Genomic DNA, 23626 nt, shown 5'->3' with positions numbered 1-23626 from the left:
CCGTCCCCGCGCGGACCGTGGCTGCGCAGGGGCGGACTCACCCCAGCGCGCGTCTCACCCCAGTGCCCGGTCAAGATTGAACGCGGCGCTGATCAGCGCGAGGTGGGTGAAGGCTTGGGGGAAGTTGCCGATCTGTTCGCCGGTGCGGCCGATCTCTTCGGCGAAGAGACCGAGATGGTTGCCGTAGGTGAGCATCTTCTCGAAGGCCAGCCGGGCCTCGTCCACCCGGCCGGCGCGGCAGAGGGCCTCGACGTACCAGAAGGAACAGATCGAGAAGGTGCCCTCCTCGCCCCGCAGGCCGTCCGGACTGCGCTGCGGATCGTAGCGGTAGACCAGGGAGTCGGACACCAGGCCCTCGCCCAGGGCATCGAGGGTGGCCAACCACTTGGGGTCGGTGGGCGAGATGAATTTGGTCAGCGGCATCATCAGGACGGCGGCGTCGAGGACGTCGTCGCCCTCGTGCTGGATGAACGCCCGCCGCTCCGCGGACCAGCCGCGCTCCATGATCCGCCGGTAGATCGCGTCACGGACCCGGATCCAGCGCAGCATGTCCGCCGGCAGGCCGCGGTGGCGGGCGATCCGGATCGCCCGCTCGATCGCGACCCAGCACATCAGCTGTGAGTAGAGGAAGCGCTGGGTCTTCCCGCGGGTCTCCCAGATGCCTTCGTCCGGCTGGTCCCAGTGGTCACAGACCCAGTCGACCAGCGCGCCGACGGTGTCCCAGTTGTCGCTGGACAGCGGCTCCCCCCATTTGTCGTAGAGGTAGAGGGAGTCGATGAGGGCTCCGTAGATGTCCAGTTGGAGCTGTGTGACGGCGTTGTTGCCGATACGGACGGGTGATGAGCCCAGATGGCCCTCCAGGTGGGGCAGTTCTTCCTCCGGGAGCTCGCTTCTGCCATCGATCCCGTACATGATCTGCAGCGGGCCTTCAGACCCGGCCCCGGTGCCGGATCCGCATCCGGCGCGGATGATTTCGGACAGGAAGCCCACGAACGCCTTGGCCTCGTCGGTGAATCCGAGCCGGAGCAGTGCGTAGATGCAGAACGCGGCGTCCCGCACCCACACATAGCGGTAGTCCCAGTTGCGCTCGCCGCCGACCTGTTCGGGCAGGCTGGTCGTCGGCGCGGCCACGATGGCACCGGTCGGGGCGTACGTGAGGAGCTTGAGGGTGAGGGCGGAGCGGTGGACCGTCTCCCGCCAGCGCCCCCGGTAGCGGGAGTGCGAGAGCCATCGGCGCCAGTACCTCACCGTGGCACCGAACATCTCCTCCGCCTCAAGCGGCGTGCAGCCCCGCGGCTCCACCCCGTCGCAGATCCGGTCCAGCGTGAACACCGCTGCCTCGCCCTCCTCCAGCGTGAAGGAGGACCGGGCGTCCAGGCCGTCGGTCTCGACCGGGACGCTGGCGGTAAGACCCAGGCACAGGTCCGGGGACGCGAAGACCGTATGGCCGTTCCGGACGCTCACGGTGTGCGTCTGCCGCCCGTAGTCGAAGCGCGGTGCCACCCGGGCGCTGAACGGCAGGGCCCCGCGGACGCACAGGACCCGACGGATCAGACGGTGGCGGTCCGCCTCCCGCGAGTCGTCGACGATCGGCATGAAGTCCTGGATCTCGCCGACGCCGTGGTCCGCGAAGAACCGGGTGATCAGGATGTTGGTGTCGGGGAAGTAGAACTGCTTCGTCCGGGCGGGCACGTCCGGGGCGAGCTCGAAGGCCCCGCCGCGGTCCGCGTCCAGGAGTGCCGCGAAGACGCTCGGTGCGTCGAAACGCGCGCAGCAGTACCAGTCGATCGTGCCGTCCGTCCCGATGAGCGCGGCCGTACGCATGTCGCCGATCAGGCCGTGCTCGGCGATGGGCAGGTAGCGGGGCGCGTCGGCCCTGCTCGGGCGGGGGCTCTCGCAGGTCATCCGGCGGCCTCCCCGACACCGGCACCGGAGGTGCGACCACCGGCAGGGCGGTGCACTGGCCACTGCTTCGCCGAGCCGGTGCGGCGGGGCGGAGGGGGGCGGTCCGGGCGCGCAGGCGTCACGCGCTCCTCCTGCCCTCCGCGATCGCCGCCTCGACCTCTTCTCTGACCCGGTCCGCCGGGTGCCGTACCGGCGTCCTGCACGGCGCGAGCGCCTCGTCCGCCGCCTCCGGGCCGTCCTCGGCGACCTCTGCCACCAGGACCGTGGTGCCCGGTGGCACTTCCTCGGTCAGCAACTGGAGGGCGACGTTGTCCGCGGTGGCCCGTCGCGCGTCCCGGGCACCGCCGACGAGACCACCGGCTCCGAAACCGGCCATGACGCCGAGGGGCCCGCCGAGGATGCCGCCGAGGCCGCCGATCAGCCCGCCTGCGAGGAAGCCCCGAGCGGTGCCGGTGGTGTCGAGGGTGTCGGGGAAGTCGACGGAACCCTCCGCGTCCCGGGCGATCACGGCGGCCCCGCGCAAGGTGAGGGCGCCGTCGGCGTCGGCGCGGCGCAGCCGGTCCAGCGCCTGGTGTCCCGTGCCGGCGTCTTCGGCCCGCATGAACAGCACGTTCTCCATACGGCTCATGGACGCCATTGTCGGGCCGTGGCGCCGCGCCCGCACCTCGCCACCGACCAGCGCCCTGCCTGGCAGCACCCGTGCCTGCCGCATCACCGCCTCGACGGCGCTCACTAGCTGTGCTCAACCCAGGGGGCTGTGACGCTCTGTGTCAGTCGGCAGGAGGTGCCACGCACAGCTCCGGAACAGAACCGGGCCCCGAGGCGGCGGCGCCTGGGGATGCAGGAGCCGCCGCCCTGGGAAATGGCTCAGTCCTTCTGATTGCCCGGGCGCTTGGGCAGGCAGAACATCAGCGCCCACATCACCACGAAGGCACCGCCGGCCCACCAGAGCACGCCGGTGAACGCGTCCCGGTTGACCGCGCCGTCGGTCGAGCCGCCGGTGGCGGAGAAGAACACCAAGGCGGTCAGCGCCGCGCCCAGAGCGATGCCCAGATGCATCGCAGTGTTGAACAGCCCCGACGCCGAACCGGCGTTCTCGTGCGGGACCTTGGCGAGTGCCATGTCGGCGATCGGCCCGCCGACCGCGCCGAAGCCGACCCCGAGCACCAGGAGCGGAACGGTCATCGCCAGGAGCGTCAGGTCGCCCTGACCGTCGACGATTTGGAGCCCGTAGGCCGTCATCGCGCCGAGAACGATCAGAACACCGGCCTGGGGCAGGCGGCGCCCCAAGCGTCCGGCGGCCTTCACCGCGACCATCGCGCCGGCCAGCTCACCGAGAGCGATCATCACGAAGGCCACGGCCGCCTGAAGCGCGCTCATGCCCAGGCCGCGCTGGAGGTACAGCGTCCAGCTCATGAAGAACATGCCAGTCGACAGGCCGAGCAGCAGCTGCGCGGAAAGCCCGCCGGAGAACGCCCTGCCTTGGAAGAGGGACAGCACCACCAGCGGGGCGTCGTCCTTCCTGTGCTGCTGGTGGCGTACGAAGACGCCGAGCACGAGAGCACCGGCGGCGAGCATGGCGAAGCACCACAGGGGCCAGCCGTGCGCGTGGCCCTCGGTGAGCGGGAAGACGATCAGGACGACGGACAGCGCGGACAGCAGCACGCCGGTGAGGTCCAGACGCTGGGCCCGCTCCGCGGTCGACTCCTGGACGGACTTCCGGCCGAGGAGGAACACGGCCAGGCCGATGGGCAGGTTGATCAGGAAGGCCGGCCGCCATCCCAGGCCGAACAGGTCGGACTGGGTGAGCACACCGCCCAGCACCGGCCCCAGGACGGAACCGAACGATAGGACGGCACCGTAGAGGCCGAAGACCTTGCTGCGCTGCTCGCCGTCGAACGTGACGTGGAGGGTGGCCAGGACCTGCGGGAGCATCACGGCGGCGCCGCCGCCTTGCAGGATGCGGGCGGCGATCAGCGTGCCGGGGTCGGATGCGAGCCCGCACAGCAGCGAGGCCAGGGTGAAGGCGGCGGTGCCGATGAGGAAGATCCTGCGGCGGCCGTAGAGGTCGCCGAGCCGGCCCCCGGTGATCAGCCCCAGGGCGATCGTCAGTGAGTAGCCGGCCGTCACCCACTGGAGGGCGGCCGGTCCGGCGCCGAGAGACTCCTGGAGAGTGGGCAGGGCGGTGAGGACGATCGAGCTGTCGAGGATGTTCATGAGCTCGGCGACCAGGACCACCACGAGGGCGATCCGGGCAGCCGACGTCATCGTCGTACGGGCGGTACGGGAGGGGATGCGGGCCGGGGACTCGGCCGGATGCTTCGGCTCAGGGTCGAGCGAAGGGGAAACCACGGTGGAACTCCTGATTCAGAAGAATCGGGGAGCTCGCCGTCAGCCGCGCCGGGGCCGGACAACACGAAACCCGGGGCAGACGGCAGAGCTGCACCCGGGAAACAACAGGAAATACGGGGGAGGGTGACGCAACTCAGGCCAGCGCGACGTCCGCCCCCGGACACGTTCGAAGAATCGACACGCGGGGAAACGCGGACGGCTACATGGCCTGGTGGATGAAATCACCTCAAGATCGCGGAACAGGAAGCTCGAACACTGCCGCCGAAGGGGACCTTCGGGGCGAGGACTCATCCACGGTACGGCATCCCCCGACCTGTGCACACCTGCGCCGGCCTTGCCTTGCCTTGCCGTATGAGGCTGACCGATTCGCAGGTGGCGCTGAGCCGCGCACGGTCCGCGTGGATGCGCCTGCGACGGCGCAAGTGGTCGCTCAGGAAGCTGGGCTTGCGGGGGTCGGCTCCTGGCGGGCGAGGAGTCCCCAGACGGTCACCTCCGCCGTGCGGCGCACCAGGTCGGTGAAGTCCATCCGCAGGGGGGCCAGCGCCGGGTCGGAGTCGTAGGCGGCCTGAAGCGCCTCCGGGGGGCGGCTGCACGGCCAGGCTGCCATGGCCGTGAGCACGGTCGTCTCCACCAGTCTGGACGCGCCCTCGGTGCCGAGTTCGGGGAGGTGTCGCCGGACCAGCTCGACGAGGGCCTGCGTGTTCTGCCAGGCCGCGTGCTTGTGCCGGACGGCGACCTCGGTGGAGATGTTGTGTTCCAGCACCGCGGCCTGCGCGGCGAGCAGGTCGCACATCACCGGCCGCCGCGCCAGGGAGGCGGCCAGGGTCTCGGCCAGCCGGTCCCCGCGCTCGCGCGGTGTTCCGCCGCCCGGTCCGGCCGCGCGCTCCACTTCGGCGATCCAGTCCCGCATCTCAGCCAGCAAGAGTTCGAGCAGGACTGCCTCGCGCGACTCGAAATAGCGCAGCACGTTGGATTTGGCCAGCCCTATTCGGCGGCTCAGCTCGTTGAGGCTGAGCTTGGCGACCGGCATCTCGGTCAGCATCACGGCTGCCGTCGACAAGATCTGCCGACGCCGTTCGAGTCGCTGCTCGGCACTGCGTGCGCGCTGGAATTCCACCCGCCCATCGTAACTACCCACCGGTCTCTTAATGCTAGACCGGCGGTCTGTTACGGTTGACCATGTTAGAGACCAGTAGTCTTTTAGGGGGTAGTGATGTACCGGGTTCCCGATCAACACGGAAAGCTCGCCGTCGTGACCGGCGCGAACAGCGGCACGGGCAAAGAGGCCGCCAAACGTCTGGCCGCCGCCGGAGCCCACGTGGTGCTCGCCGTGCGCACCCCGGCCAAGGGCGAGCAAGCGCGAGCGGAGATCCTCGCCGCGCACCCCGACGCCCAGGTCGAGGTGCGCCGACTCGATCTGGCCAACCTGGCTTCGGTTCGCGAGTTCGCCGACAAGCTGACCGCCGACGGCAGGCCGCTGGACCTGCTGCTCAACAACGCCGGAGTGGCGAACGTGCCCACCCGGCACGAAACAGCGGACGGATTCGAGCTGCAACTGGGCAGCAACTTCCTGGGCCCGTTCGCGCTCACGGTGAGGCTGCTGCCGCTGCTGCTGTCGGCGCCCGCGCCACGCGTGGCCACGATGAGCAGCTTGGGCGCCGCCACCGGCCGGATCGACTTCGACGACCTCCAGTCCACCCGCCAGTACAGCCCCACCAGGTCATACCACCAGTCCAAACTGGCCGACCTGATGATGACCCTGCACCTGGCGGACATCGCGGCCCGACACCATTGGCCACTGCTGTCGGTCGGCGCGCACCCCGGCACCACCCGCACCAACCTGATGGCCTCGGGACCGACCCTCGGCGGCGGCCGACCCGGTGGGTTCACCTCGCTGGCCGCCAAAATCGTGCCCTCCCAAGGCCCCGAGCAAGGCGCGGAACCGCTGCTGTACGCGGCGACCGGCCCCGACGCCACACCCGGCGGCTACTACGGCCCCCGCTGGGTCATGACCGGCCCCCCGAAAGCCACCCGCCCACCGCGCCGAGCACAGGACAAGACCGTCGCGGCACGCCTGTGGACCGAAGCCGAACACCTCACCGACGTCAGCGTCGCCGCCCAGCTCTGACCAGCCCGCCCCGCCCGCACGGTCCCGCGTCCCCGCCGCTCACGGCGCCTTGCGAGGCGGTGAAGGCCTGCTGTCCGTTCTCGTCCGGCGCGGACAGAGCTACAGGGCAGCGCCGCAAACCGCACACTGGGCGTACGCGGCACAGCCGGGCTCACGGACGGCAGGGAACTTCAGATCAAGGCCGGCCAGACCACCGTGGTGGGCCTGTTCCATCGGCTGGCTGACGGCGGCAGTGATCACGAGCCGGAGGCACGAAGGCCGTCACGGCGGCACGGTGGAACACCGCCAGGACGGGCCGGCTCAGCATGGAGCCCGAGGCCCTGCCCCGGTCGCCGTACCGGGCCTCGCTCGTGGATATCACCGACCCCGCCCTGCCACGCGCGGGCGCCATCACCACCGAGCGGGTGGGCGAGGGCGCAACCGGCCTGGAGGCGGCCTGCCGCTGAGGCCGGGCCGGCCCGAGACCGCCCCGGCACCCCGTCGAAGGGCCGTAGGGCAAAACACCCTGTCGACGACGGGCGGTACATCGACTCACACGGAGCGCGGGGCGGGCGGCTGGCCCCATGGCGCCTCCAGTGCCGTGCGCAGGGCATCGGCGTTCTCCCGGCCGATCCGCTCGGCGAGCTGCTCTTCCAGCCGTTCGAGGATGAGGCCGGCCTGGCGGTGAGCGCGTTCTCCTTCCGCGGTGCGCCGGATCAGCCGCTGCCGGGCGGAGGTGGGATCGGGGGTTTGTTCGAGCAGTCCGGCGGCGACCAGGCCGTGCACGGCCTGGTGAGCGGTCTGGCGGGTGACGCCCATGCGCCGGGCGAGCTCCGAGATGGTGGTGCCGTGGTCGTCCAGCGCGGCGAAGAGCTGTGCCTGTGTCGGGGACACAGGTGTGGCTCCGCCTGCTTCCAGGGCTGCCAGCAGCCCTTCTTCGAACCAGCGCCGGGCGTCGCCGAGCAGCTGGGGGAGGTTGCGGCGGGTGGATTGCATCTGTTCCTCACGATGACGGAAAGCGGGACCGGGTCACCTGCACGGCTTGCCTGCCCGAACCCTTTCATGTCAGGCTACCTGACAGTCGTCACGGGGCAGATCCGAGGAGAAGAAGACATGACCATCGAGTACGCCACCCGCTACCGCCAGGCTTCACGCATACCCGCGGAACCGGGCAAGCCCTACTTCATCGAGAAGGGCGAAGGGGACCGCGCCCACCTGTTCGGCGACCTGATCACCATCTACGCCGGCGGCGAGCAGACCGAGAACACCTTCAATTTCTTCACCGTCGAAGGCCCCAAGGGCGACATCATCCCGGCCCACCTGCACACCGACACCCACGAGGTCTTCTACATCACCGCCGGCGCCGTCCGGCTGTTCGTCGAGGACACCGAGGGCAACCAGCAGGAGAAGCTGCTCACCCCCGGCGACTTCGGCTTCGTACCCAAGAACTGCCGGCACGCCTACCGCATGGAGCGCCACCACAGCCAGGTCGTCGGCGTCGCCGCCGGCCCCGGCGGCACCTTCGAGCGGTTCTTCGAGAACTTCGGCGCGCCCGCCGAGCAGCTCGGTCTGCCCGCCGAACCGGTCATCCCGGAACCTCACAAGTTCGCCAGCGTTCCCGAGCAGTACGACGTGCGCTTCCTGCCCGACCACCAGTGGCGGACCCGGTGACGGCGGCCGGGCCCCCGGTCCGGGAACTGATCGCCGCGCCGCACCCCGACCGCGCTGCCCTGCCACCCGCCGATGAAAGGGAGCCCGGCGTCCGTCAGCTGCGCGGCGTGCCCTACCACGTGGCGGAGGGCAGCCGCCCACTGGAACTGGATCTGTGGCTGCCGAACGACCTGGCAGGGCCCGTTCCGCTGGTGCTGTTCGTCCACGGCGGCTCCTGGCGCCGGGGACGGCGCGATGACATGGGCCTGCGCACACGCACCTGGGATCCAGGACCGTTTGCGCGCATGGCGGCTGCGGGCTGCGCCGTCGCCTGCGTCGACTACCGGCTCAGCGGCGAGGCCATCTTCCCCGCCCCACTCGACGATCTGAACGCCGCACTACGCTGGCTCACCCTGCGCTCCGCGGAACTCGGCATCGACACCCGGCGGACGGTGGTGTGGGGAGAATCCGCCGGCGGGCACCTCGCCGCGCTCCTCGCCCTGACCCACACCATCCCGTCCCTGGCCGGCGCCGTGATCTGGTACGCACCCAGCGACCTGACCACCGCACGCGGCTGCTTCACCCCCGAAGACCCCACCACCCCCGAGGCACTCCTGCTCGGCGCGGCCCCGGCCACCGTCCCCGAACGCGCCCACGCAGCCAGCCCCCTCACCCAAGCCCACCCCGCCGCACCGCCGTTCCTCCTCGTCCACGGGAACGAGGACACCCTGGTGAGCTGCTCACACAGCCAATCCCTCGCCGCCGCACTGGAGAGAGCCGGGGCGCCGGTCGAACTGTGGACGGTCGCGGGCGCCGACCACGGCTGGCACCGGCTGCCCGACGCCCAGGTCGAGGAGATCTTCACCCACTCCCTGGCCTTCACCCGCCGCCTCATGACCTAACAGGAAGACCACTCACGGCGGTTCGCGTTCCGGCACGCGTCTACCGCCACAGGAAACGCAAGATCCAATGACACGAACCGAGTTCCCACCGGGCTTCGCGTTCCTTCATCCCACAGATCAGCACCGCATGCGGACAACGATGAACGTCAACGGACAGCCACGAACGGGGCGGCCGCGCTCGTACCGGTGAGCACCAGCGGGCGCCCGCCGACGCCGAGGCCCACGATGCGTTCGCCCGGCGCGCCGATACCGCGTACTCCGATCGATCCCCCCCCAGATTCGACAGGTTCATCGGCAACCCCCGCCCGTCGTACGCGACCACCGGGACGGTCCACGGGTGCCGGCCGATCACGGACGTCCCGACCGCGCCCTGGTTCCCGGCGGCCGCGACCGTGATCACGCCGCGGTTGGCCGCGTGGTCAAGTGCCCACTCCAGCTCGCGGAGTCCTGTGCTGGAGGGCCGCTCCGGCGCGACGCTCAGGTTCAGCACGCGGGCGCCCGCGTCGACGGTCTCCACAATGGCGGCCGCCAAGTCCTCGGGCCGCGCGGCCGGCGCGAGGTGGGCGGCGGGGTGGGTGGCCGGCAGCGGACAGGGGGCGCACCAGGAACGTGCAGCCCGGGCAGATGCCGGGTGGCTCCGACGCCCGGCCGGCGCCGAGGAGACCGACGACGAAGGTGCCGTGGCGGCAGGACGCGTCGCCGCCGGCACTGCGACAGGCGCCACCGTGCCCGCCCCCGACACCTCCGGGCAGGAGACGCAGATGCCGGCCGGCGAGTTCCGGGTGGTCGAGGGCAACGAAGCCGTCGATCAGCCCCACGGCGATCTCCCGCCGGCCGGCGCTGCGCGCCATCAGGGGCGCGAGCCCGACCTGCTCCAGCGATGCCGCCATGATGCCGTCCTCGTTGTGCTGTCAGCCGCGGGGCATCACCAGACGTACATGGCAATCTGGCGCGGGAGCCGACGGGATGACGCGGGGACGCAGTTCTCCCGACAGATTTTCAAGCATCGCGTGCACCAAAAGCCGTAGGGGTTGGAATCGCAGGGGTCGGGCGCATTCCGCCGGGCACTCAACCGTGCTGCAGTACCCTGCTGCATCGCCCTGCGGCGTGATGACCTGCCGACGGCCGGTGGAGCCACTGCGGTACACCCGGTAGTGCCCGCTCGTCCGGTAGACCGCCGATTCGGCGGTGAAGCCCGGAACACCCATCTCACACACCTCCTTCGTCCCGCGCCGGTCCGGCGCGGGACAACGGTCGTAGTAGGGCGACAGCTTGTTCGCCAGGAACGGGAAAGGTTCGGTCACGTCCACCGGACGAAGAACTTCTCGGTCACGTCCGTCTGGCGGCCCGTGTAGCAGAACACGACGTCGATGATCCTGCGGGCACCGCTCTGCCGGGACTCGCGGAAGCTGACCCCGCTCAGTGCGGAGTCGGCGGCGAAGGCCTCCACGGTCTTCTCGTAGATGCGCGGATAGCGGACCGCGAGGTAGTTGATGGCGCGGTGCTCGTCGGTGTCGCCCGCGATATCCCCCAACTGCAGGGCCCGGCGCAGTAGTTCGTTGAAAGATGCCTCAAACCACTTGTCGCTCATCCCCTTGGGCTTGCCGATCGCCGCCACCAGCTCATCGGCGCCGAAGGAGCAGATCTGTTCGAAGCTCGCGACCGGGATGGTCAGGCCGTTGCAGAGAGCGGGCGGGGCGAGTGGCCCCCGCTGTCCGATGACTCGACGCGCAGCGCGCGGCGGCCGTCGGGGTCCTGGTCGCCGAGCATCATGTAGCCCAGGCACGTCAGCCAGAAGTCACACGAACTGCACACGCGGTACGCCGCTATCCTCGCGCCGACCCCGCGAATCTCCCGGTCAGTTCCCTTGTTCGGGCACAGCTTGCACTGGAACACCTTGTATCGCTCGGGTGTGCGCGCTCGCCTCATAGGCTGGGGGTGGCAGACCTCCGCCGGATGTGCTTGCACCTCATGCCTCGCTCTACGTCTTGGAGCGACGGCTGGCGGGGTGCGCCGCAGGTGGTGCACTGGCTCGGCCAGGGCCTGGAGCGGGTGCCGGGGAACGGCGCCTTCGGCTCGTAGCCCGCCGCGCGCATCTCCTCCTCGGCCGGGCGCTCTTCGACGGTCTGCGGGCCGGGCGTCGGAGGCGGGGCTGGCGCCACCTGCGGCACATGGACGGGCGGCGGGGTCTCGTAAGAGGTGTGCCCCCCGAACAGCAGTCCAAGGCTCACCCATTGTTTCGGCGGCGTCGGTACGATCATGGCAGATTCCTTTCTCGTGCGGCGTGGGTCAGCCGACCACGGAGAGCGTCAGCGTCATCGCGGAGTGGTCAGTGAGAAACGCGGTCCGTCGGCGGTGGTCGTCGGCGCACGCCTGGACCAGGGGTGTGGGGCGGCACCTCCGCCTTTACAGTCGAGGCGTCAGTCCCAGTCACCTGCATGCCTCGGTTTCGTCGTCAGCCCTGGGGGCGCGGCGGGGCTCACCTCATCCGCTTCGATGTAGGCCGTCTCACCGGTGGCTAGGGCCTGCAATCCGGCCAGGACTCGTAGCCGTCCCGCCGCCGGAAGCTGGTCGATGGCCCGCATGGTGGGCAGTACGCGTACGTCAGCCCGTGGGTCGCGGTAGATGAGCTGTCCGACGTCCTCGCGGGTCATCGGCTCCGTTGCCAGTACGTGCGTGATGATCTTTCTGCGGCGGGTCTGTACCCAGGCCAGGGCGACGCGCCGCAGGAGGGGGATGCCGTCCGGGGCCCTGCGAAGAACGTCCTGGGCGGCCTGCTGTGGGGTCTGGCCGTCGTACAGGGTTCCGGTGGGCAGCACGATGCAGCCGAGGAGGTCGATGACGACCAGCGCGTCCGCCCCCACCGGGACGAGGAGGGACACGGCGACGATCGGCGGCCGCCAGCCTTCGTACCGGGCCGTTTCCCGCGCAGGCGCGGGGTCGGTACTGCGGGCGCCGGGCGCGGGGGTTGTGATCGCCGGCATCAGGCTTCGCCTGCCGCAGCGGCGACGATCTGTTCGAGGTGGAGCGGTCGGCTCGTGCTTGGAATCGGGGCGACATGACGGCCGAGGTTGAGGAGCCAGTGCAGGGGGGCCGAAACCCCGTGCGCGCGAGCCAGGGTGCCGGCGTCGAAGGGCCGGTATGGCACGTACGGGATGGCGAGGTCTCGGCAGAGTTCCAGGGCCGGGTCGAAGGGGTCGCTCATGTTGAGGACGTTCTGCACTGCCGCGATGGTGAGTTCTCCGCTCACCGCGCGAAGGTCCTCCGGGGTGACCTTCGACAGGCCGATGTGCCCGATCTTGCCCTCGTCCTGCAGGGCCTGCATGACCGCCATCTGATCGTTGAGGGCCACTTCGGGGTCGATGCGATGGAGGTAGCACAGCTGCAGCCGTTCAACACCGAGACGGCGCAGGCTCGCCTCGACAGACGCCCTGAGGTACGCCGGGTGGCCATGCGGCACCCACACGTTCGGGGCGGGGCGGAGCATGCCGACTTTCGTGGCGATCAGCACGTGCCCCGGGTAGGGGTACAGCGCCTCACAGATCAGGTGTTCGACGGTGTGGGGGCCGTAGGCGTCCGCGGTGTCGATGTGCGTGATGCCGTAGGTGTGCACAGCCTGACGGAGCACACTGATCGCGGTGTGGCGGTCGTCCGGATCACCCCAGGTGCCCGGCCCGGTCAGCCGCATGGTGCCGAACCCGAGCCGCGAGACGGTCTTCCCCGCGATGGTGATGGTGCCGGCAGGCGCCGAGGCGGTCATACGGTTGCCTCCCGCAAGCAGAGCCGCATCGACTGCTCGATGGCGTTCACCTGGCTGGTGGGTTCGCTGGTGACGCGGGTGTGCGGGATCGGGTCGTCGGCGAGGAGGCTGTGGACATAGCGGTCCACCAGGAGGCGATAGCGGGGGTCGTAGTCGTGGCTCTGGTCGACCGGGACGTGTGGGTCGAGCACGGTGGCCAGGAGAAGGTCGTACTTGGGGAGCTGTGTCGAGGCGAGGAGCCGCAGGCGCTCCCGCTCCAGCCGGTGAAGGTGCTCGTCACGGAACTCCAGGGCGGCGTGGAGATAGGCGACGGCATCGAGCGGGGCCCGGTCGGCGAGGATGACGGCGGCGCCCTGCGCGGCGGCCGCGATCTCGTCGGCGATGCCTTGCGTGATGATCCACTCGGTGGACGCCACGGTGTGCTGGTGCATCTTCGGCAGGCCGATAGCGGCGGCACGCTTGGCCAGCCGGCCGGTGCGGGCCACGCGGACGCCGTGGGCGCGCAGCTCCATCTCTATCCGCTTCAGCAACGTGGTCTTGCCGGTGGAGTGGGTACCGAGCACTCCGATACGCACAGGCTTGTTCACCACAGGGTCGGTTCCTCTTCTGGTTGGGGGGCTCCGGGCAGGCCGGGCGGCACGGCCGCGGCGACGAGCTGGTCCCAGGTGTCGTAGTGGGCGGCCATGGCGAGGAGGAGCTGCGCCGTGGCGAAGGCGTCGAACGTGGCGCGGTGCCGTTGGGCGGGCGCTGCGCTCAGGTCCGGCTGGACGTGGTTGATCAGGGCGTCGAGGCTGTACTTCGGCAAGCCGGGGTAGGTGGCCCTGGCCAGCCGGAGTGTGTCGAGCACTCCGGCCGGCTGCCACCGCGGGAGGTGCGCGGAGAGCACCTTGTAGTCCACGTGTGCGTTGTGCGCGCAGATCCACGAGGCGGCCAGCAGCCTGTGGACCTGGTCGGCGATCTCCTCCCAACTCGGCTCGCGTTCCAGCCGCTCGTTGGTCAGACCGTGGACGCGGGCGGCGAAGGGCGTGACGGGGCGGCGCGGTTTGGTCAGCCACACCCCCGCCGTGCTCGTGTCCGGGCGTCCTGCCCGTACGGGCAGAGCGGCGACTTCGACCAGATCGGGCGGGTTGGTGCCGTTGCCCTCGACATCGACAACGAGCAGCGAGGGCCAGGAGGAGAAGTTCATGCGCTGGTGGTTCCGTTCCCCGCCTTCCAGCCGATGGGGGCCCGGCCGTGCTGGCGGTAGTGGTGAGGCTTGGAGCGGTCGTGGCACTGGTAGCCGAAGCCGTGCTGGAGGAAGTAGCGCGGCGGCTCGTCCAGTCCCTCCACGACAATGGCACGGTCGTTGACCTCTACCTCGCCCGTCGCGCCGAGGAATCGCGCTTCTTGAGTGACCGTTGACAGTTCCGGCTTAACCCAGGCGGCCTGGCACCGCGCGATCTGGTCCTGTGGGCAGATGTCGCACAGTTCCCGGACACCGAAGTGGCCGTTGTAGTCGGCCTCTCCATGCGCGTACGCCACCCCGCAGGAGGTCTTGCGGAACAGGGCGCCCCAGGAGCCTCGCTCCAAGGCGTCGAGTATCCGCCGCTCGGCGACCTCCGGCATGATCTTCCGCCGCGCCGTCTCCTCATACGGCATGGGCAGACCGTGCGCCTGGTAGTAGGAAGCGATCTCCTCACGGAAGAACAGCCCGGTGAAGACCGTGGCGTGTGCGTGCCGGGACAGCTCCCGGGCCCGCTCGATGTCGGCGCCGGAGTCGTTCAGGCCGGGCACGATCGGCCGCCAGTACAGGACCGTGCGGTAGCGCTCGGCGTGCTCGTACAGGGTGCACAGGCTCTCCGCGGCGATGCGGGAGTCCACGGGCTCGATGGCGGGGTCGGCGATGTGGGAGTGGGTGACCAGCACGGTCAGGCGCAGGTGTTTGAAGCTGTTGAGGACGGCGCAGTCCTCGGGGCTCACCCGCCACCGCGTGATGATCAGGACGTGGTTGGTCAGGCCCTGCTCGTCCAGCTTGCGCAGCACCTCGTACACGTGCGGCTTCACGATGGCCAGCATCGGGTCGGTGGCTCGGTTCAGGAGCTGGATCGGCGTCTTGTGTGCCCGGAAGTACGGGTGGCTGACGAGGTGGACTACGGCCTCCTCGTCGCTCATGAGGCGTCGGGGGACCTTCATCTCGAAGTTGTCGAAGAGGTGCCGGACGCAGTACCCGCACTCCAGCGGACAGCCGACGATCCAGTTCAGTGACAGCCCCGACTTGCGGTACTCGATCACGTCGGCGAGTGCTGGCTTCAGGCCGCCGATCTTCTCGGGGGACAGAATCGGCAGGGCGCGGCGGGGCGGGGCTGTGGGGACGGTCATGTGGTCCTCCAGAGGCAGGCGAAGGGAGTCACGCATCAGCGGGGGCGGCCTGGAGCGGGATGGGCGTCAGCAGTTCGCGGAGGCCGGCGCCGAACCAGATGCCGAAGTCCCGACGGGCGGCGTCGGGGTCATCGGAGGTGTGCACCAGGTTGTGCACGAGGCGTTTGTCCGCGAGGGCGGCTTCGAGGCTGTCGTCGCCGAGGTCGCCGCGGATTGTGCCGGGCGCTGCGTGGGGCGGGTCGAAGTGGCCGAGGAGCTGACGCAGACGGCCGTGGAAGCCGGGCTCGCCGTGCGCGAGCGCGACCGTGACGGGCCGGCCGGCGTACGCCGCGTCCAGACAGGCGGGGATGTCCCGGTCGGGGAACCAGTCGGCGTCCACCAGCAGATCCCAGTAGTGAACGTGGGCCTGCCACGCCTCCACGGTGACGTCTCGCCGGTCGGTGACGGTGACCCCCGCAGCGGCGATCCGCTCGAGGACGGCGTTCACGTGGTCCCGTTCCACCGCATCCGGCTTGCACAGGATGACGGAGCACCGCTCGAAGTCCGGTGCTGACGGGCGGGCCGCACCGAACCAGGTCCCGAACTCGCGGCGGGCTGCGGCTGGGTCATCCGAGGTGTGCGCAAGGTTCCGTACAAGCCGGTTCTCGGCACGCGCGGTGCCCAGGCTGTCGTCTCCCAGGTCACGGCGGATCGTGCCGGGCACGGCCCGGGTGGGGTCGGTGTGACCGAGGAGTTGCCGTAAGCGGGCGTGGAGCCCCAGCTCGCCATGCGCCAGGGCGACAACGACAGGTTGGCCGGCGTACGCGGCGTCGAGGTGGGCGGGGAGCACCTGCGGTGCCGTACCGGTGTCCGCGAGCATGTCCCGGTAGGCGACGTGGGCCTGCCACGCCTGCGCAGTGAGGTCGCGACGGGCAGTGATGGTGACTCCTGCGGCAGCGATGCGTTCGAGTACCGCGTCCACTAGGCCCCGCTCCAGCGCGTCCGGCTTGCACAGGACGACAGCCCAGCGGGTGAAGTCGATGCCCTCCACCACGGCGCCGCTCGGCGGCTTGGCGCTCACTGCTCGGCTCCGGTGGTCGCGCAGGCCATCCAGCGGTGCCCGAGGAGCCAGCGCAGGCCCGGATGCAGTGCGTCGAGCACATCACGGCTCACGGCGTGGGTCTTGTCGTGTTCGACTTGCCGGTACACCTCGAACAGCAACACGGCCTGCTGCCAGTACGGGTTCACGTCGAGGCGCGCGATGTCCCCCGCGCTGTATTGGGCCTTGTTCGTTCGCAGCAGTTCCTCGTGTTCGAGGACTCGCGTGATGGTGTCGGGATTGGTCTGCGTGGACATCGCCGGGAAGGGGAAGTGCTGCGGGTGGTGTCGCGTGTCCGCCTCGTTCAGCACCTTCTTGACGCGCTCGGCGTTTGCGTCGTTTACGTGCGCCGAACCGATGAAGTGGGTGTACGTCCCCAGCTCCAGACCGAGCTGCACGGCCGCGTACTCCTGGATCATCGTGAAGCTGAACACGTCGGACAACAGGCCGCAGTCCAGGTCATTGGCCCGCATGTTGCACACCATGTGCAATCGTCCGCCGCGGACGAGGAGGTGCAACCCGGCCAGGCATGCCATGTCGGTGTTGTCGCTGACGGCCAGCTCGGCGGCGGAGAAGACCGGCAGGTAACCGCGCTTGCTGTCTCTCTCCGTGCGCAGCAACTCCAGGGCCCGGTCGAACGGTGAGACGGTATCTCCCTGTGCCGGGTTGAAGAGGGTGTAGCCGTAGGCGGACCCACCGAGGTTGACGCCGTCGGACGAGCTGGAGCGCATGGACGGCGCGTAGTAGCCGATCATCTCCAGGTCGCGGCGGCCGGCCAGATACCAGAGCGCTTCGGCGAACTGGAAGATCGGGTTGGCCTTGCGTGTCACCAGGTACGGCAGTCGCTGACGGGGGTCGGGCAACCGGAAGCCCACTCCGATCACCTCGCGCGCATGGTTGCCGCGCGCCGCGATCTGGTGCTCGTGCTCGCTGGTCACGAGCCTGAGGAGGGCCAAGTAAGCGCCTTCGACGCTGCGGAAGGTAGAGGTTGTGAGCATGACTCTCCAGGAGACGCGGAGGTTGCTGAGGGGGTAGCGGCGCGGGGAGAAGCAGTGGTACCGGTTTCCTCTCCCCACGCCGCTCGTCCGGCACCGAGCCTTGTTTCAGGTCCGGTGGCCGGGTGGGTCATCCCCCGTCGATGATGGGCGGACAGGCCCGGCGCGGTGAGCCCCAGGTGGGGGCGGGGGGCGGGCCGTGCGGGGAGGGGGCCCGACGCCGTGGAGGCGAGCGCACGTCATTCGGCGTCGTCTCCCATGAGGTCGAGGACGGCGAGGATCGCCAGGGCGTATCGACGCAGGTAGGGCAGTGCGTCCTCGGGAGCCGCCTGCTCGTCGCGCAGGGCGAGCAGGCGGCGCAGTTCCTCGGTCGGATACATCGCGACGCGGTGCGGAACGACTTGCATCAGCTGGCGGGTCGCCCGGTGGAACCGGTCGGTGATCCGCGCGGCGTCCCTTTCGCTGAGCGGTGTGTCCTTGGGCGGTGGTTGCCGGGGGACGGGGAAGCCGAAGCGGATTAAAAAGGCGTCGAGCTTTCGTACAGGAGCCGCGGGGACGGGCCGGTTGCCGAGGGCTTCTTCGAGGGTGTCGATCAGGTCATCACTGATCCCCTCGTGGGCGAGGGAACGGGACAGGAGATGGGCGACCCTGAGCTTCACCTCGTCCTCGGGGCTGACCGGCTGGTTCAACAGCTCGACGGCGGTCGCATCGTCGATTGCGACCATCACGGCCTCCCGGTGGGGACGGGGAAGGTGGCCCATGTGGTCCGGCCGTCCTCACTGACGCCCCAGTCCCGGGCGAGGACGTGGACGAGGAACAGACCACGGCCGTGTACGTCGTCATCCCCAGCGGCGCGCATTCGGGCGGGCGCCGGGTTGTCGTCGGTGACCTCGACGCGCAGTTCGTTGCCGGTGTGCCGAATGCGGAGCCTCACGGTCCCGCGGCCGTGTTGGATCGCGTTCGTGCCCAGTTCCGAGACGACGACCACCACGTCACGGATCAGTGGGGCGGGCACGGCCCAGTGCCGCATAAACGCCTTGCTGATGCGCCGTATGTGGGCGACTCGTACAGGGTCCGGGGCGATGGCCACCTCGAAGGCGTGCGACCGAAACGCTGCGAGGGTCGGGGCTACGCCTGTGGCAGGGCTCATCGGGGGCCTCCCAGGTGTGCGGTATCGGGGAGCGTGCGGCATGCGGCGCTGTTGCGTCGCGTGGCACACGGGGCAGCGGTGCACCATGGTCTGGATGCCGGGGCCATCACCTGCGTGCCGCCTGAATCTCAGGGACGACCACGCCGACGAACCCCCAGTGCTGTCCGAACCAGTCGACTTCCCGCCGGTACTCGCCGACGTGGGGGCTGATGACGGAGTGGGTGACCACCACGACCCCGTCCGCGTACCCGGCCCGGACCTGCTGCCGCACCAGGCACCAGCCCGGTCGCGTCACGGGGTCGGTCGGACCCTGGTGGTCCGTGAAGGACTGCCCCACACCCACCTGCCAGGACTGGCGCACTGCGTAAGCCGCAGCCGCCTTCAGGGAGTGCCGCGGCTCCTGCCCTCTGACCGAGAGCGCGTACAGGCACACCCGCGGGGGGCGCCCCGCCGCCGCGATGCGTGCGAGGCACCGTCTGAGAACTTCGCGGCGATCGTTCATCAGCCGGACTACCGGGTCCGTCGCGATCCGGACTTGGTCCGGGTGCCACTCCACGTCGCTCTGCCGCTCGACGTCCATCCAGTCAGGGGCCCTGCGGGCGGTGATGCTCTGGCGCATTGCTGGCCTCGGCTCTTTGTGGGGCAGTAGGGCTGTCGGCACGGCCGGGCGATAACGCGGGGGCCGGTCGCCGTACGCAGCAGCTAACGCCCGTACTCACGCGGCGGGTTAGGGGTAACCGCGTGTATCCTCGCGCGCCCTCCAGGAGGTTTTGACTACCTCTTTACCTGACAGTGTGTGCGCGGCGATCTACTGTGCGGTTATGGATGTCGCCCGCAATGAGGCTCTTGAGGCGTGGATGAGCGAGCATGGCCATAGCTCCAACAGCCTTGCCAAAGCTGCGAATGCAGCCCTTGAACGTCTCACTGGTCGGCCTGGTCGCTTCGACGGGCGTACCGTTCGGGACTGGCGCTCAGGAAGGGTCCGCTGGCCCAACGCGGCAACGCGGCGAGCACTGGAAGACGTTACCGGGATGTCTGCGGCCGTTTTAGGCTTCGTGCCACGGGGACGGCGTTCGCTCACGGCAGCCCCACTGCAGGAGGACCCCATGTATCGCCGCACGTTCGTCGCCGGCCCTCTCGCGGCGGCCGTGGCAGCCGCTGCGCCAGGCGCTGCCGCACCGCGCACGATCGGTATGAGCGACGTCGAGCGCCTGCAACGCAAGTTCGCTTCCGTCGTCGCCAGCGACCACCGCCATGGCGGCCAACCCGGCATCGAACAACGCGCGGCGGCTCTCGCTGACGAAGCCCTGAACCTCCAGAACTCCGGTAGCGCCACCCAGCGTGTACGCAGCAACCTCTACGCCACCGCAGCTTCGTTCCGTTCTTCCGCGATGTGGGCCGCTATTGATGGCCGCCGCTACCACGAAGCAATCGGCCATATGCGCGAAGCCCAAACCCTCGCCGAGCTCTCCGGAGACCAGGCCATCAAGTTCCGCATCTGGTCCCACGCGGGGAGCCTCTACCGACATATGGGCCGCCCTGCTGATGCGCTCGCTGCCAACGACGTGGCGCGGAATCTGCACATCACGCGCCGCGATCCCATGTTCGCCTCGCTCGGAATGGCCCGGCAAATGGCCATCCAAGGAATCGCCCACGAACGTCGCAGTCTGCGTCGAACCTTCGACCAGGCGCAGGACGCAATGGGGCGCGCTGAACCGGACACCTTTCGACCCGTGTGGTTACTGGCGTTCTACGACGAGGCCGAGCTGCATTCGCTCGCCCTCACGGCTTATCTCGCCGTCGGCGACTGGCCCACCGCCGAGTACCACGCGCACCGTTGCCTCGTCGCACTCAGGCCGCACATGCGTCGTTCCCGTGCCATCGCAACCAGCCGCCTCGCCCACGCCCAGCTTGCACAGGGCGACGTCGAGACCGCTACACGTACGGCGATGTCTGTTCCGGTCGAGGCCGCTACCCAGCATGCGCGGGTTTCCCGCATGCTTCAGGAATTCAGCGCTGCGCTGCGCGCCACTGCGCCGGGTAGCGTCAGCACACGTACCTGGACCGAGCACACCGCCGCTTGGAGGGCCACAGTATGACCTCGGCACCCGCCATCGAACTCCGCACGTTCACCCAGCTCGACCCTGTCCGCGGCGACCTGCTCGACGTATACGCCGAAGTCCGCGCCCCGCTGCTGCATTTGCCGAACTACGCCGTCACCGCATTCGGCGAACGCCTCGACAGGCACAGCGCCGAGCCAGGGTTCACGGCGGTCCTGGCCTATGACGGCGACCACCCAGTGGGGTACGCCTACGGCAACAGGATCGAGGACGGTGACAGGTACTGGCAGCGGACCAAACCGGTGCCGGATGAGCGATACACCGTGCGCCCGGCCGTTGCCCTGAAGGAGATCGGAGTTCGCCCCGCATGGCGTGGGACGGGAACCGCACGGCGCATTCACGACGCGCTGCTCGCCAGTCGAGACGAGCAGTACGTGACTCTCATGGTCAATGAGGCGGCCGGGGACGGAAAGGTCCACTCGCTCTACCGGTCGTGGGGTTACGAAGGGATTGGATACAGCCAGCCCTCAGCGGCCTCGCCCCACCTCACGGTGATGATCCGGAGTATCCGTTGAGTGTCGTCGGATAGATCGCTGCGTGGCGGAGACATGGATAAGGCGTCCATGTCTCACGCCAGTTCGTGGCAGCCTCGGCAACCCGGCCGAACACCATGGGCAGGGATCATGATCGTGCCCAGAGCATTGCCGCCAGGCTTCCAGGCAGTGAGCGAGAACTAGTGCACCGCCTAAGGCAATCGTCCGGCACCCTGCCGCCCGTCCTCCGGATCACATGCGCACGAGGTGCTTTGGTGACTCGAGCACAACGGCTCGGCGTCTGCCTCCGGGAAGCCCAAGTCGCGCCCGCTTCAGGACGCTTCGGGCCAAAATTGCAGGAGCCACCGTTCGACGCCGTCAACGGGGCTCACGCGAGTCTGCCTCGCGGTCTCCTCACGGCCAGCCACCGCGACGCGGACCCTCCACAGCCCAGCATTGCCCAAGTGGAGAGTGGCGTTTGGCTGCCGACCTCCCACACTCCAAACTGAAAGATGCCCGCTGCCCGTCTCCAAAGTGGCTTCGTCCACCTCGTCCCATGGCGACGGATCACTTAAGTCCGGGGATGAATCCCAGATTTCCACTTCGACTGACGCAGTGTGCGTATGCCCAGCGCTGCCCATATCGATTCGCATCGGGAATGCTTGCAGGAAGGTGTCACTTTGACCGTGGTCCGGATACGGGATAGCGACTGCGAAGTCGTTCTCCTCCTGGATCCCGAAGCTGTAGAACTCCACCTCGACGGCCAACTGCTGCTTTCTGACCAGTTTTCCCATGTGCCGCCCCTTGAATGGACGCCAGGCATCAGTAATACCGGGCCCCACCCTTCTTAATTTTGCGCGAGTTCACTCCATTTGGCGGTTCTCTGCCCTGTGTACTTCCATTGCTGAGCCCTAGCGCCATTCTCCATGCTGGAATTATCCATTTCGAGCACTTTCCCGCTGTTTACGTTATAAAGCAGAATGTTTTGCGACTCTCCTTGCAGATCAACCCGGTCCCACTGCTGTGTTTTGCTTCCCATGCAGTCCCACTGCTGTACCGGGGCGCCATCATCCGTTCGCGAGTCTGCCACCTCCAAACATTTTCCGCTATGCGCGTTAATGATATTGAAGTTATTTCCGTCCGGCCTCAGGCTCCACGAGGCGCCTGGCTGCCCCAAGCAGTCCCACTGCTGCACGCGAGCACCGTTCTGGAGGCTCGAATTATCTACCTCCAAGCACTTATCGCTGTTCCCGTTAATCAACCTTGCTCGATGCTCCGAAGGCCCGTCATCAACAGCCACAAGGAACCCGTCCCCATCGCCGTCTATGACGCGGTTCTTTGTGAGAAAATCACCAAGAATGCGGCCAGCGGCTTGGTTCTCGTCCGAGAGGACCGGACGGACTGAGAAGTTATCAGGCTTGGTGTGGGGCGGGTATTCGAACTGTGCAGCACCTTCATAGGTCACAGCAAAGGGGAACTCGTCGCAATCATTCTTCTTCCCTGGAATGTTGCTCTTGGTGTAGTCCTCGCCGAAATTTCGGATGCAGCTGCTCAAAGCGACAGCCCGGTTCCTTTTGCGACGGTCGCCGTCGTGATACAAGCGATGCAACGGGTTGGTCGCGGATTGCCCGGGGAAGAATTTTCCGGTGGCTGGCGGCTTGGTTGCGTCCGGCTTAGCGTAAGCATCTCGTATGTGCCTAGCTGCATCCTTTTCTTCGGCGCCATCAGCGGCGCTGTAGTGCAGGGTGGGAAGCGTGCTGAATGCGGCACCCCCCTTATTGGCTCCTGTGGCGTTATTGAGATATGAGGCAGAGTCCCACCGGGGAGGGAGAACGAACGGCCTCTTGTGCAATTCTTCGCCAAGCCAACCTGGAGGGAGCTTGGAGCTCAGCTCGGGCATGTACACCCCGTAGACGACGTCGTCCAAGCCGCTTCCTTGCCCCGGGTCAACGCTAACGCTATGCAGGAACCGCGCGTTGGGCTTCATTCCAGATAGCTGATCGAAGCTCATGGATTGCTGCGGCATATTCCCGCCGTTTTTCACCCTCGCCGTGGTCGGCTGTACGGCTGGCATCCCGTAATCTATCTTGTACATGAGGCCGCTGGTTAGATTCGCGCCACTCTTAGCGAAATCGCTGAAGTCGTATTCAAAGTAGAACTTCCGGTCACCCTTAGGGACTGATCCCCTCACTGTGAACGCAAAGCTACTACTGCCCGGTAGTCCCTGCCGGTTCTTCCATAGCTGAGTCACCTTCATGCCGGAGCAGGCCGCGTAGCGCGATTTAAGGTAGACATCCACCTCAAAGTTTTTAAGGGCAAGCTTGCATTCGGCGAGCGATATCCCCCGGGATGGCTCCGGAGCCGCGGTGGCAAAACCTTGCTTCTTCGGAGTCGCTACAGGTCCAACACTCGACGGAGAGCTGTACTTCACCCCGTAAAGCTCCGCAGGCCCAATAGTCTCCATGGGGACGCGAGGCGCGGTCGCACCCTGGGCAGCAGCCTCAAGCCGGAGCATCCCCTTTCCGCTACGAACTTCAGCCAGCGAAGGTACGGGCGTACTAAGAGGAACCACATACGTATATACTCGCGGCTCAGCCTCGCTAGCTGCAGCTGCTGGCGCTTGCACCAGACACGAGGTTGTAAGGGCCGTGACCATGCCGGCGGTTCGCATACTAATACTTAACTTGTCATTTATGGTCCGGCGTCGAACACGGCTCGAACTTGGTCGGCGTTTTCGCAGTTCAGCGGACGAGAAGGCGGCCCCCGTCTGATCCTG

26 protein-coding genes are annotated in these 23626 nt (G+C 68.2%); 7 read left to right on the top strand and 19 right to left on the bottom strand.

Going from position 1 to position 23626, the window contains the following annotated elements:
- Window positions 1–54: 54 nt before the first annotated feature.
- From ACZ53N_RS25670 to ACZ53N_RS25655, 4 genes are all read right to left on the bottom strand, one after another.
- Entirely contained in the window at window positions 55–1905 is a 1851-nt protein-coding gene (locus ACZ53N_RS25670) for a glycoside hydrolase family 15 protein (protein WP_469143148.1), read from the bottom strand.
- Window positions 1906–2023: 118 nt separating this feature from the next.
- Window positions 2024–2533, bottom strand: coding sequence for a DUF1269 domain-containing protein (locus ACZ53N_RS25665; protein ID WP_469143147.1), 510 nt, complete (start codon window positions 2531–2533; stop codon window positions 2024–2026).
- 239 nt (window positions 2534–2772) lie between these two features.
- Window positions 2773–4257, bottom strand: a complete 1485-nt coding sequence (locus tag ACZ53N_RS25660; RefSeq protein ID WP_469143146.1) for an MFS transporter — start codon at window positions 4255–4257, stop codon at window positions 2773–2775.
- 430 nt (window positions 4258–4687) lie between these two features.
- The gene (locus tag ACZ53N_RS25655) at window positions 4688–5374 is read right to left on the bottom strand and encodes a TetR/AcrR family transcriptional regulator (protein ID WP_469143145.1); all 687 of its coding nucleotides are present in this window, start codon (window positions 5372–5374) and stop codon (window positions 4688–4690) included.
- A 96-nt stretch (window positions 5375–5470) separates the two neighbouring features.
- On the opposite strand from ACZ53N_RS25655, the gene ACZ53N_RS25650 reads away from it, so the two are divergent.
- Together ACZ53N_RS25650 and ACZ53N_RS25645 are read left to right on the top strand one after the other, a co-directional pair.
- A complete protein-coding gene (locus ACZ53N_RS25650; RefSeq protein WP_469143144.1) occupies window positions 5471–6385 on the top strand; it encodes an SDR family oxidoreductase in 915 nt (304 codons plus the stop codon).
- A gap of 305 nt (window positions 6386–6690) precedes the next feature.
- Entirely contained in the window at window positions 6691–6831 is a 141-nt protein-coding gene (locus ACZ53N_RS25645) for a hypothetical protein (protein WP_469143143.1), read from the top strand.
- A gap of 85 nt (window positions 6832–6916) precedes the next feature.
- Here ACZ53N_RS25645 and ACZ53N_RS25640 read toward each other — a convergent pair whose 3' ends face one another.
- The gene (locus ACZ53N_RS25640; protein ID WP_469143142.1) at window positions 6917–7360 is read right to left on the bottom strand and encodes a MarR family winged helix-turn-helix transcriptional regulator; all 444 of its coding nucleotides are present in this window, start codon (window positions 7358–7360) and stop codon (window positions 6917–6919) included.
- Window positions 7361–7477: 117 nt separating this feature from the next.
- Between ACZ53N_RS25640 and ACZ53N_RS25635 the strand changes: the two genes are divergently transcribed.
- A complete protein-coding gene (locus ACZ53N_RS25635) occupies window positions 7478–8035 on the top strand; it encodes a quercetin 2,3-dioxygenase (RefSeq protein WP_469143141.1) in 558 nt (185 codons plus the stop codon).
- A complete protein-coding gene (locus ACZ53N_RS25630) occupies window positions 8020–8916 on the top strand; it encodes an alpha/beta hydrolase fold domain-containing protein (protein WP_469143140.1) in 897 nt (298 codons plus the stop codon). Before ACZ53N_RS25635 ends, ACZ53N_RS25630 begins: the two co-directional genes overlap by 16 nt.
- A gap of 40 nt (window positions 8917–8956) precedes the next feature.
- On the opposite strand, the gene ACZ53N_RS25625 is transcribed toward ACZ53N_RS25630, so the two are convergent.
- A complete protein-coding gene (locus ACZ53N_RS25625) occupies window positions 8957–9433 on the bottom strand; it encodes a S8 family serine peptidase (RefSeq protein ID WP_469143139.1) in 477 nt (158 codons plus the stop codon).
- A 1-nt stretch (window position 9434) separates the two neighbouring features.
- Here ACZ53N_RS25625 and ACZ53N_RS25620 point away from each other — a divergent pair, with 1 nt between their 5' ends.
- The gene (locus ACZ53N_RS25620; protein WP_469143138.1) at window positions 9435–9944 is read left to right on the top strand and encodes a hypothetical protein; all 510 of its coding nucleotides are present in this window, start codon (window positions 9435–9437) and stop codon (window positions 9942–9944) included.
- A gap of 272 nt (window positions 9945–10216) precedes the next feature.
- Here the strand turns inward: ACZ53N_RS25620 and ACZ53N_RS25615 are convergent, their stop codons facing one another.
- The 11 genes from ACZ53N_RS25615 to ACZ53N_RS25565 form a co-directional block, all read right to left on the bottom strand.
- Window positions 10217–10534, bottom strand: coding sequence for a cyanobactin maturation protease PatG family protein (locus ACZ53N_RS25615; RefSeq protein WP_469143137.1), 318 nt, complete (start codon window positions 10532–10534; stop codon window positions 10217–10219).
- Between the two features lie 802 nt (window positions 10535–11336).
- Window positions 11337–11900 (bottom strand): hypothetical protein, encoded by a 564-nt coding sequence (locus ACZ53N_RS25610; RefSeq protein ID WP_469143136.1) that lies wholly within the window; start codon window positions 11898–11900, stop codon window positions 11337–11339.
- Window positions 11900–12676, bottom strand: coding sequence for an aldo/keto reductase (locus tag ACZ53N_RS25605; RefSeq protein ID WP_469143135.1), 777 nt, complete (start codon window positions 12674–12676; stop codon window positions 11900–11902). Before ACZ53N_RS25605 ends, ACZ53N_RS25610 begins: the two co-directional genes overlap by 1 nt.
- Window positions 12673–13263, bottom strand: coding sequence for an AAA family ATPase (locus ACZ53N_RS25600; protein WP_469143134.1), 591 nt, complete (start codon window positions 13261–13263; stop codon window positions 12673–12675). The genes ACZ53N_RS25605 and ACZ53N_RS25600 overlap by 4 nt, the downstream gene beginning before the upstream one ends.
- Complete coding sequence (locus ACZ53N_RS25595) at window positions 13260–13862, bottom strand: 3'-5' exonuclease (protein ID WP_469143133.1); 603 nt, start codon at window positions 13860–13862, stop codon at window positions 13260–13262. The genes ACZ53N_RS25600 and ACZ53N_RS25595 overlap by 4 nt, the downstream gene beginning before the upstream one ends.
- Window positions 13859–15034 carry a radical SAM protein gene (locus tag ACZ53N_RS25590; RefSeq protein WP_469143132.1) on the bottom strand — a complete coding sequence of 392 codons (1176 nt, stop codon included), beginning with the start codon at window positions 15032–15034 and terminating at the stop codon, window positions 13859–13861. The genes ACZ53N_RS25595 and ACZ53N_RS25590 overlap by 4 nt, the downstream gene beginning before the upstream one ends.
- A 28-nt stretch (window positions 15035–15062) precedes the next feature.
- Window positions 15063–16094 carry a nucleoside-diphosphate kinase gene (locus tag ACZ53N_RS25585; protein WP_469143131.1) on the bottom strand — a complete coding sequence of 344 codons (1032 nt, stop codon included), beginning with the start codon at window positions 16092–16094 and terminating at the stop codon, window positions 15063–15065.
- Window positions 16091–17110 carry a thymidylate synthase gene (locus tag ACZ53N_RS25580; protein WP_469143130.1) on the bottom strand — a complete coding sequence of 340 codons (1020 nt, stop codon included), beginning with the start codon at window positions 17108–17110 and terminating at the stop codon, window positions 16091–16093. Before ACZ53N_RS25580 ends, ACZ53N_RS25585 begins: the two co-directional genes overlap by 4 nt.
- A 236-nt stretch (window positions 17111–17346) precedes the next feature.
- Entirely contained in the window at window positions 17347–17832 is a 486-nt protein-coding gene (locus ACZ53N_RS25575; protein ID WP_469143129.1) for a hypothetical protein, read from the bottom strand.
- Window positions 17832–18257, bottom strand: coding sequence for an ATP-binding protein (locus ACZ53N_RS25570; RefSeq protein ID WP_469143128.1), 426 nt, complete (start codon window positions 18255–18257; stop codon window positions 17832–17834). Before ACZ53N_RS25570 ends, ACZ53N_RS25575 begins: the two co-directional genes overlap by 1 nt.
- 106 nt (window positions 18258–18363) lie before the next feature.
- On the bottom strand, window positions 18364–18876 hold the full coding sequence (locus ACZ53N_RS25565; RefSeq protein WP_469143127.1) for a hypothetical protein: 513 nt from the start codon (window positions 18874–18876) through the stop codon (window positions 18364–18366).
- A gap of 487 nt (window positions 18877–19363) precedes the next feature.
- Between ACZ53N_RS25565 and ACZ53N_RS25560 the strand changes: the two genes are divergently transcribed.
- Complete coding sequence (locus tag ACZ53N_RS25560) at window positions 19364–20356, top strand: hypothetical protein (RefSeq protein WP_469143126.1); 993 nt, start codon at window positions 19364–19366, stop codon at window positions 20354–20356.
- Window positions 20353–20892, top strand: a complete 540-nt coding sequence (locus ACZ53N_RS25555) for a GNAT family N-acetyltransferase (protein ID WP_469143125.1) — start codon at window positions 20353–20355, stop codon at window positions 20890–20892. Before ACZ53N_RS25560 ends, ACZ53N_RS25555 begins: the two co-directional genes overlap by 4 nt.
- A 290-nt stretch (window positions 20893–21182) precedes the next feature.
- On the opposite strand, the gene ACZ53N_RS25550 is transcribed toward ACZ53N_RS25555, so the two are convergent.
- Together ACZ53N_RS25550 and ACZ53N_RS25545 are read right to left on the bottom strand one after the other, a co-directional pair.
- Complete coding sequence (locus ACZ53N_RS25550; RefSeq protein WP_469143124.1) at window positions 21183–21644, bottom strand: hypothetical protein; 462 nt, start codon at window positions 21642–21644, stop codon at window positions 21183–21185.
- A gap of 53 nt (window positions 21645–21697) precedes the next feature.
- Window positions 21698–23281 carry an RICIN domain-containing protein gene (locus tag ACZ53N_RS25545; protein WP_469143123.1) on the bottom strand — a complete coding sequence of 528 codons (1584 nt, stop codon included), beginning with the start codon at window positions 23279–23281 and terminating at the stop codon, window positions 21698–21700.
- Window positions 23282–23626: the final 345 nt, after the last annotated feature.

The sequence above is a fragment of the Streptomyces sp. NPDC033229 genome, from assembly GCF_055576875.1.
The sequence above is the reverse complement of the archived record's forward strand: the minus strand, read 5'-3'. Positions and strand labels throughout refer to the sequence as shown.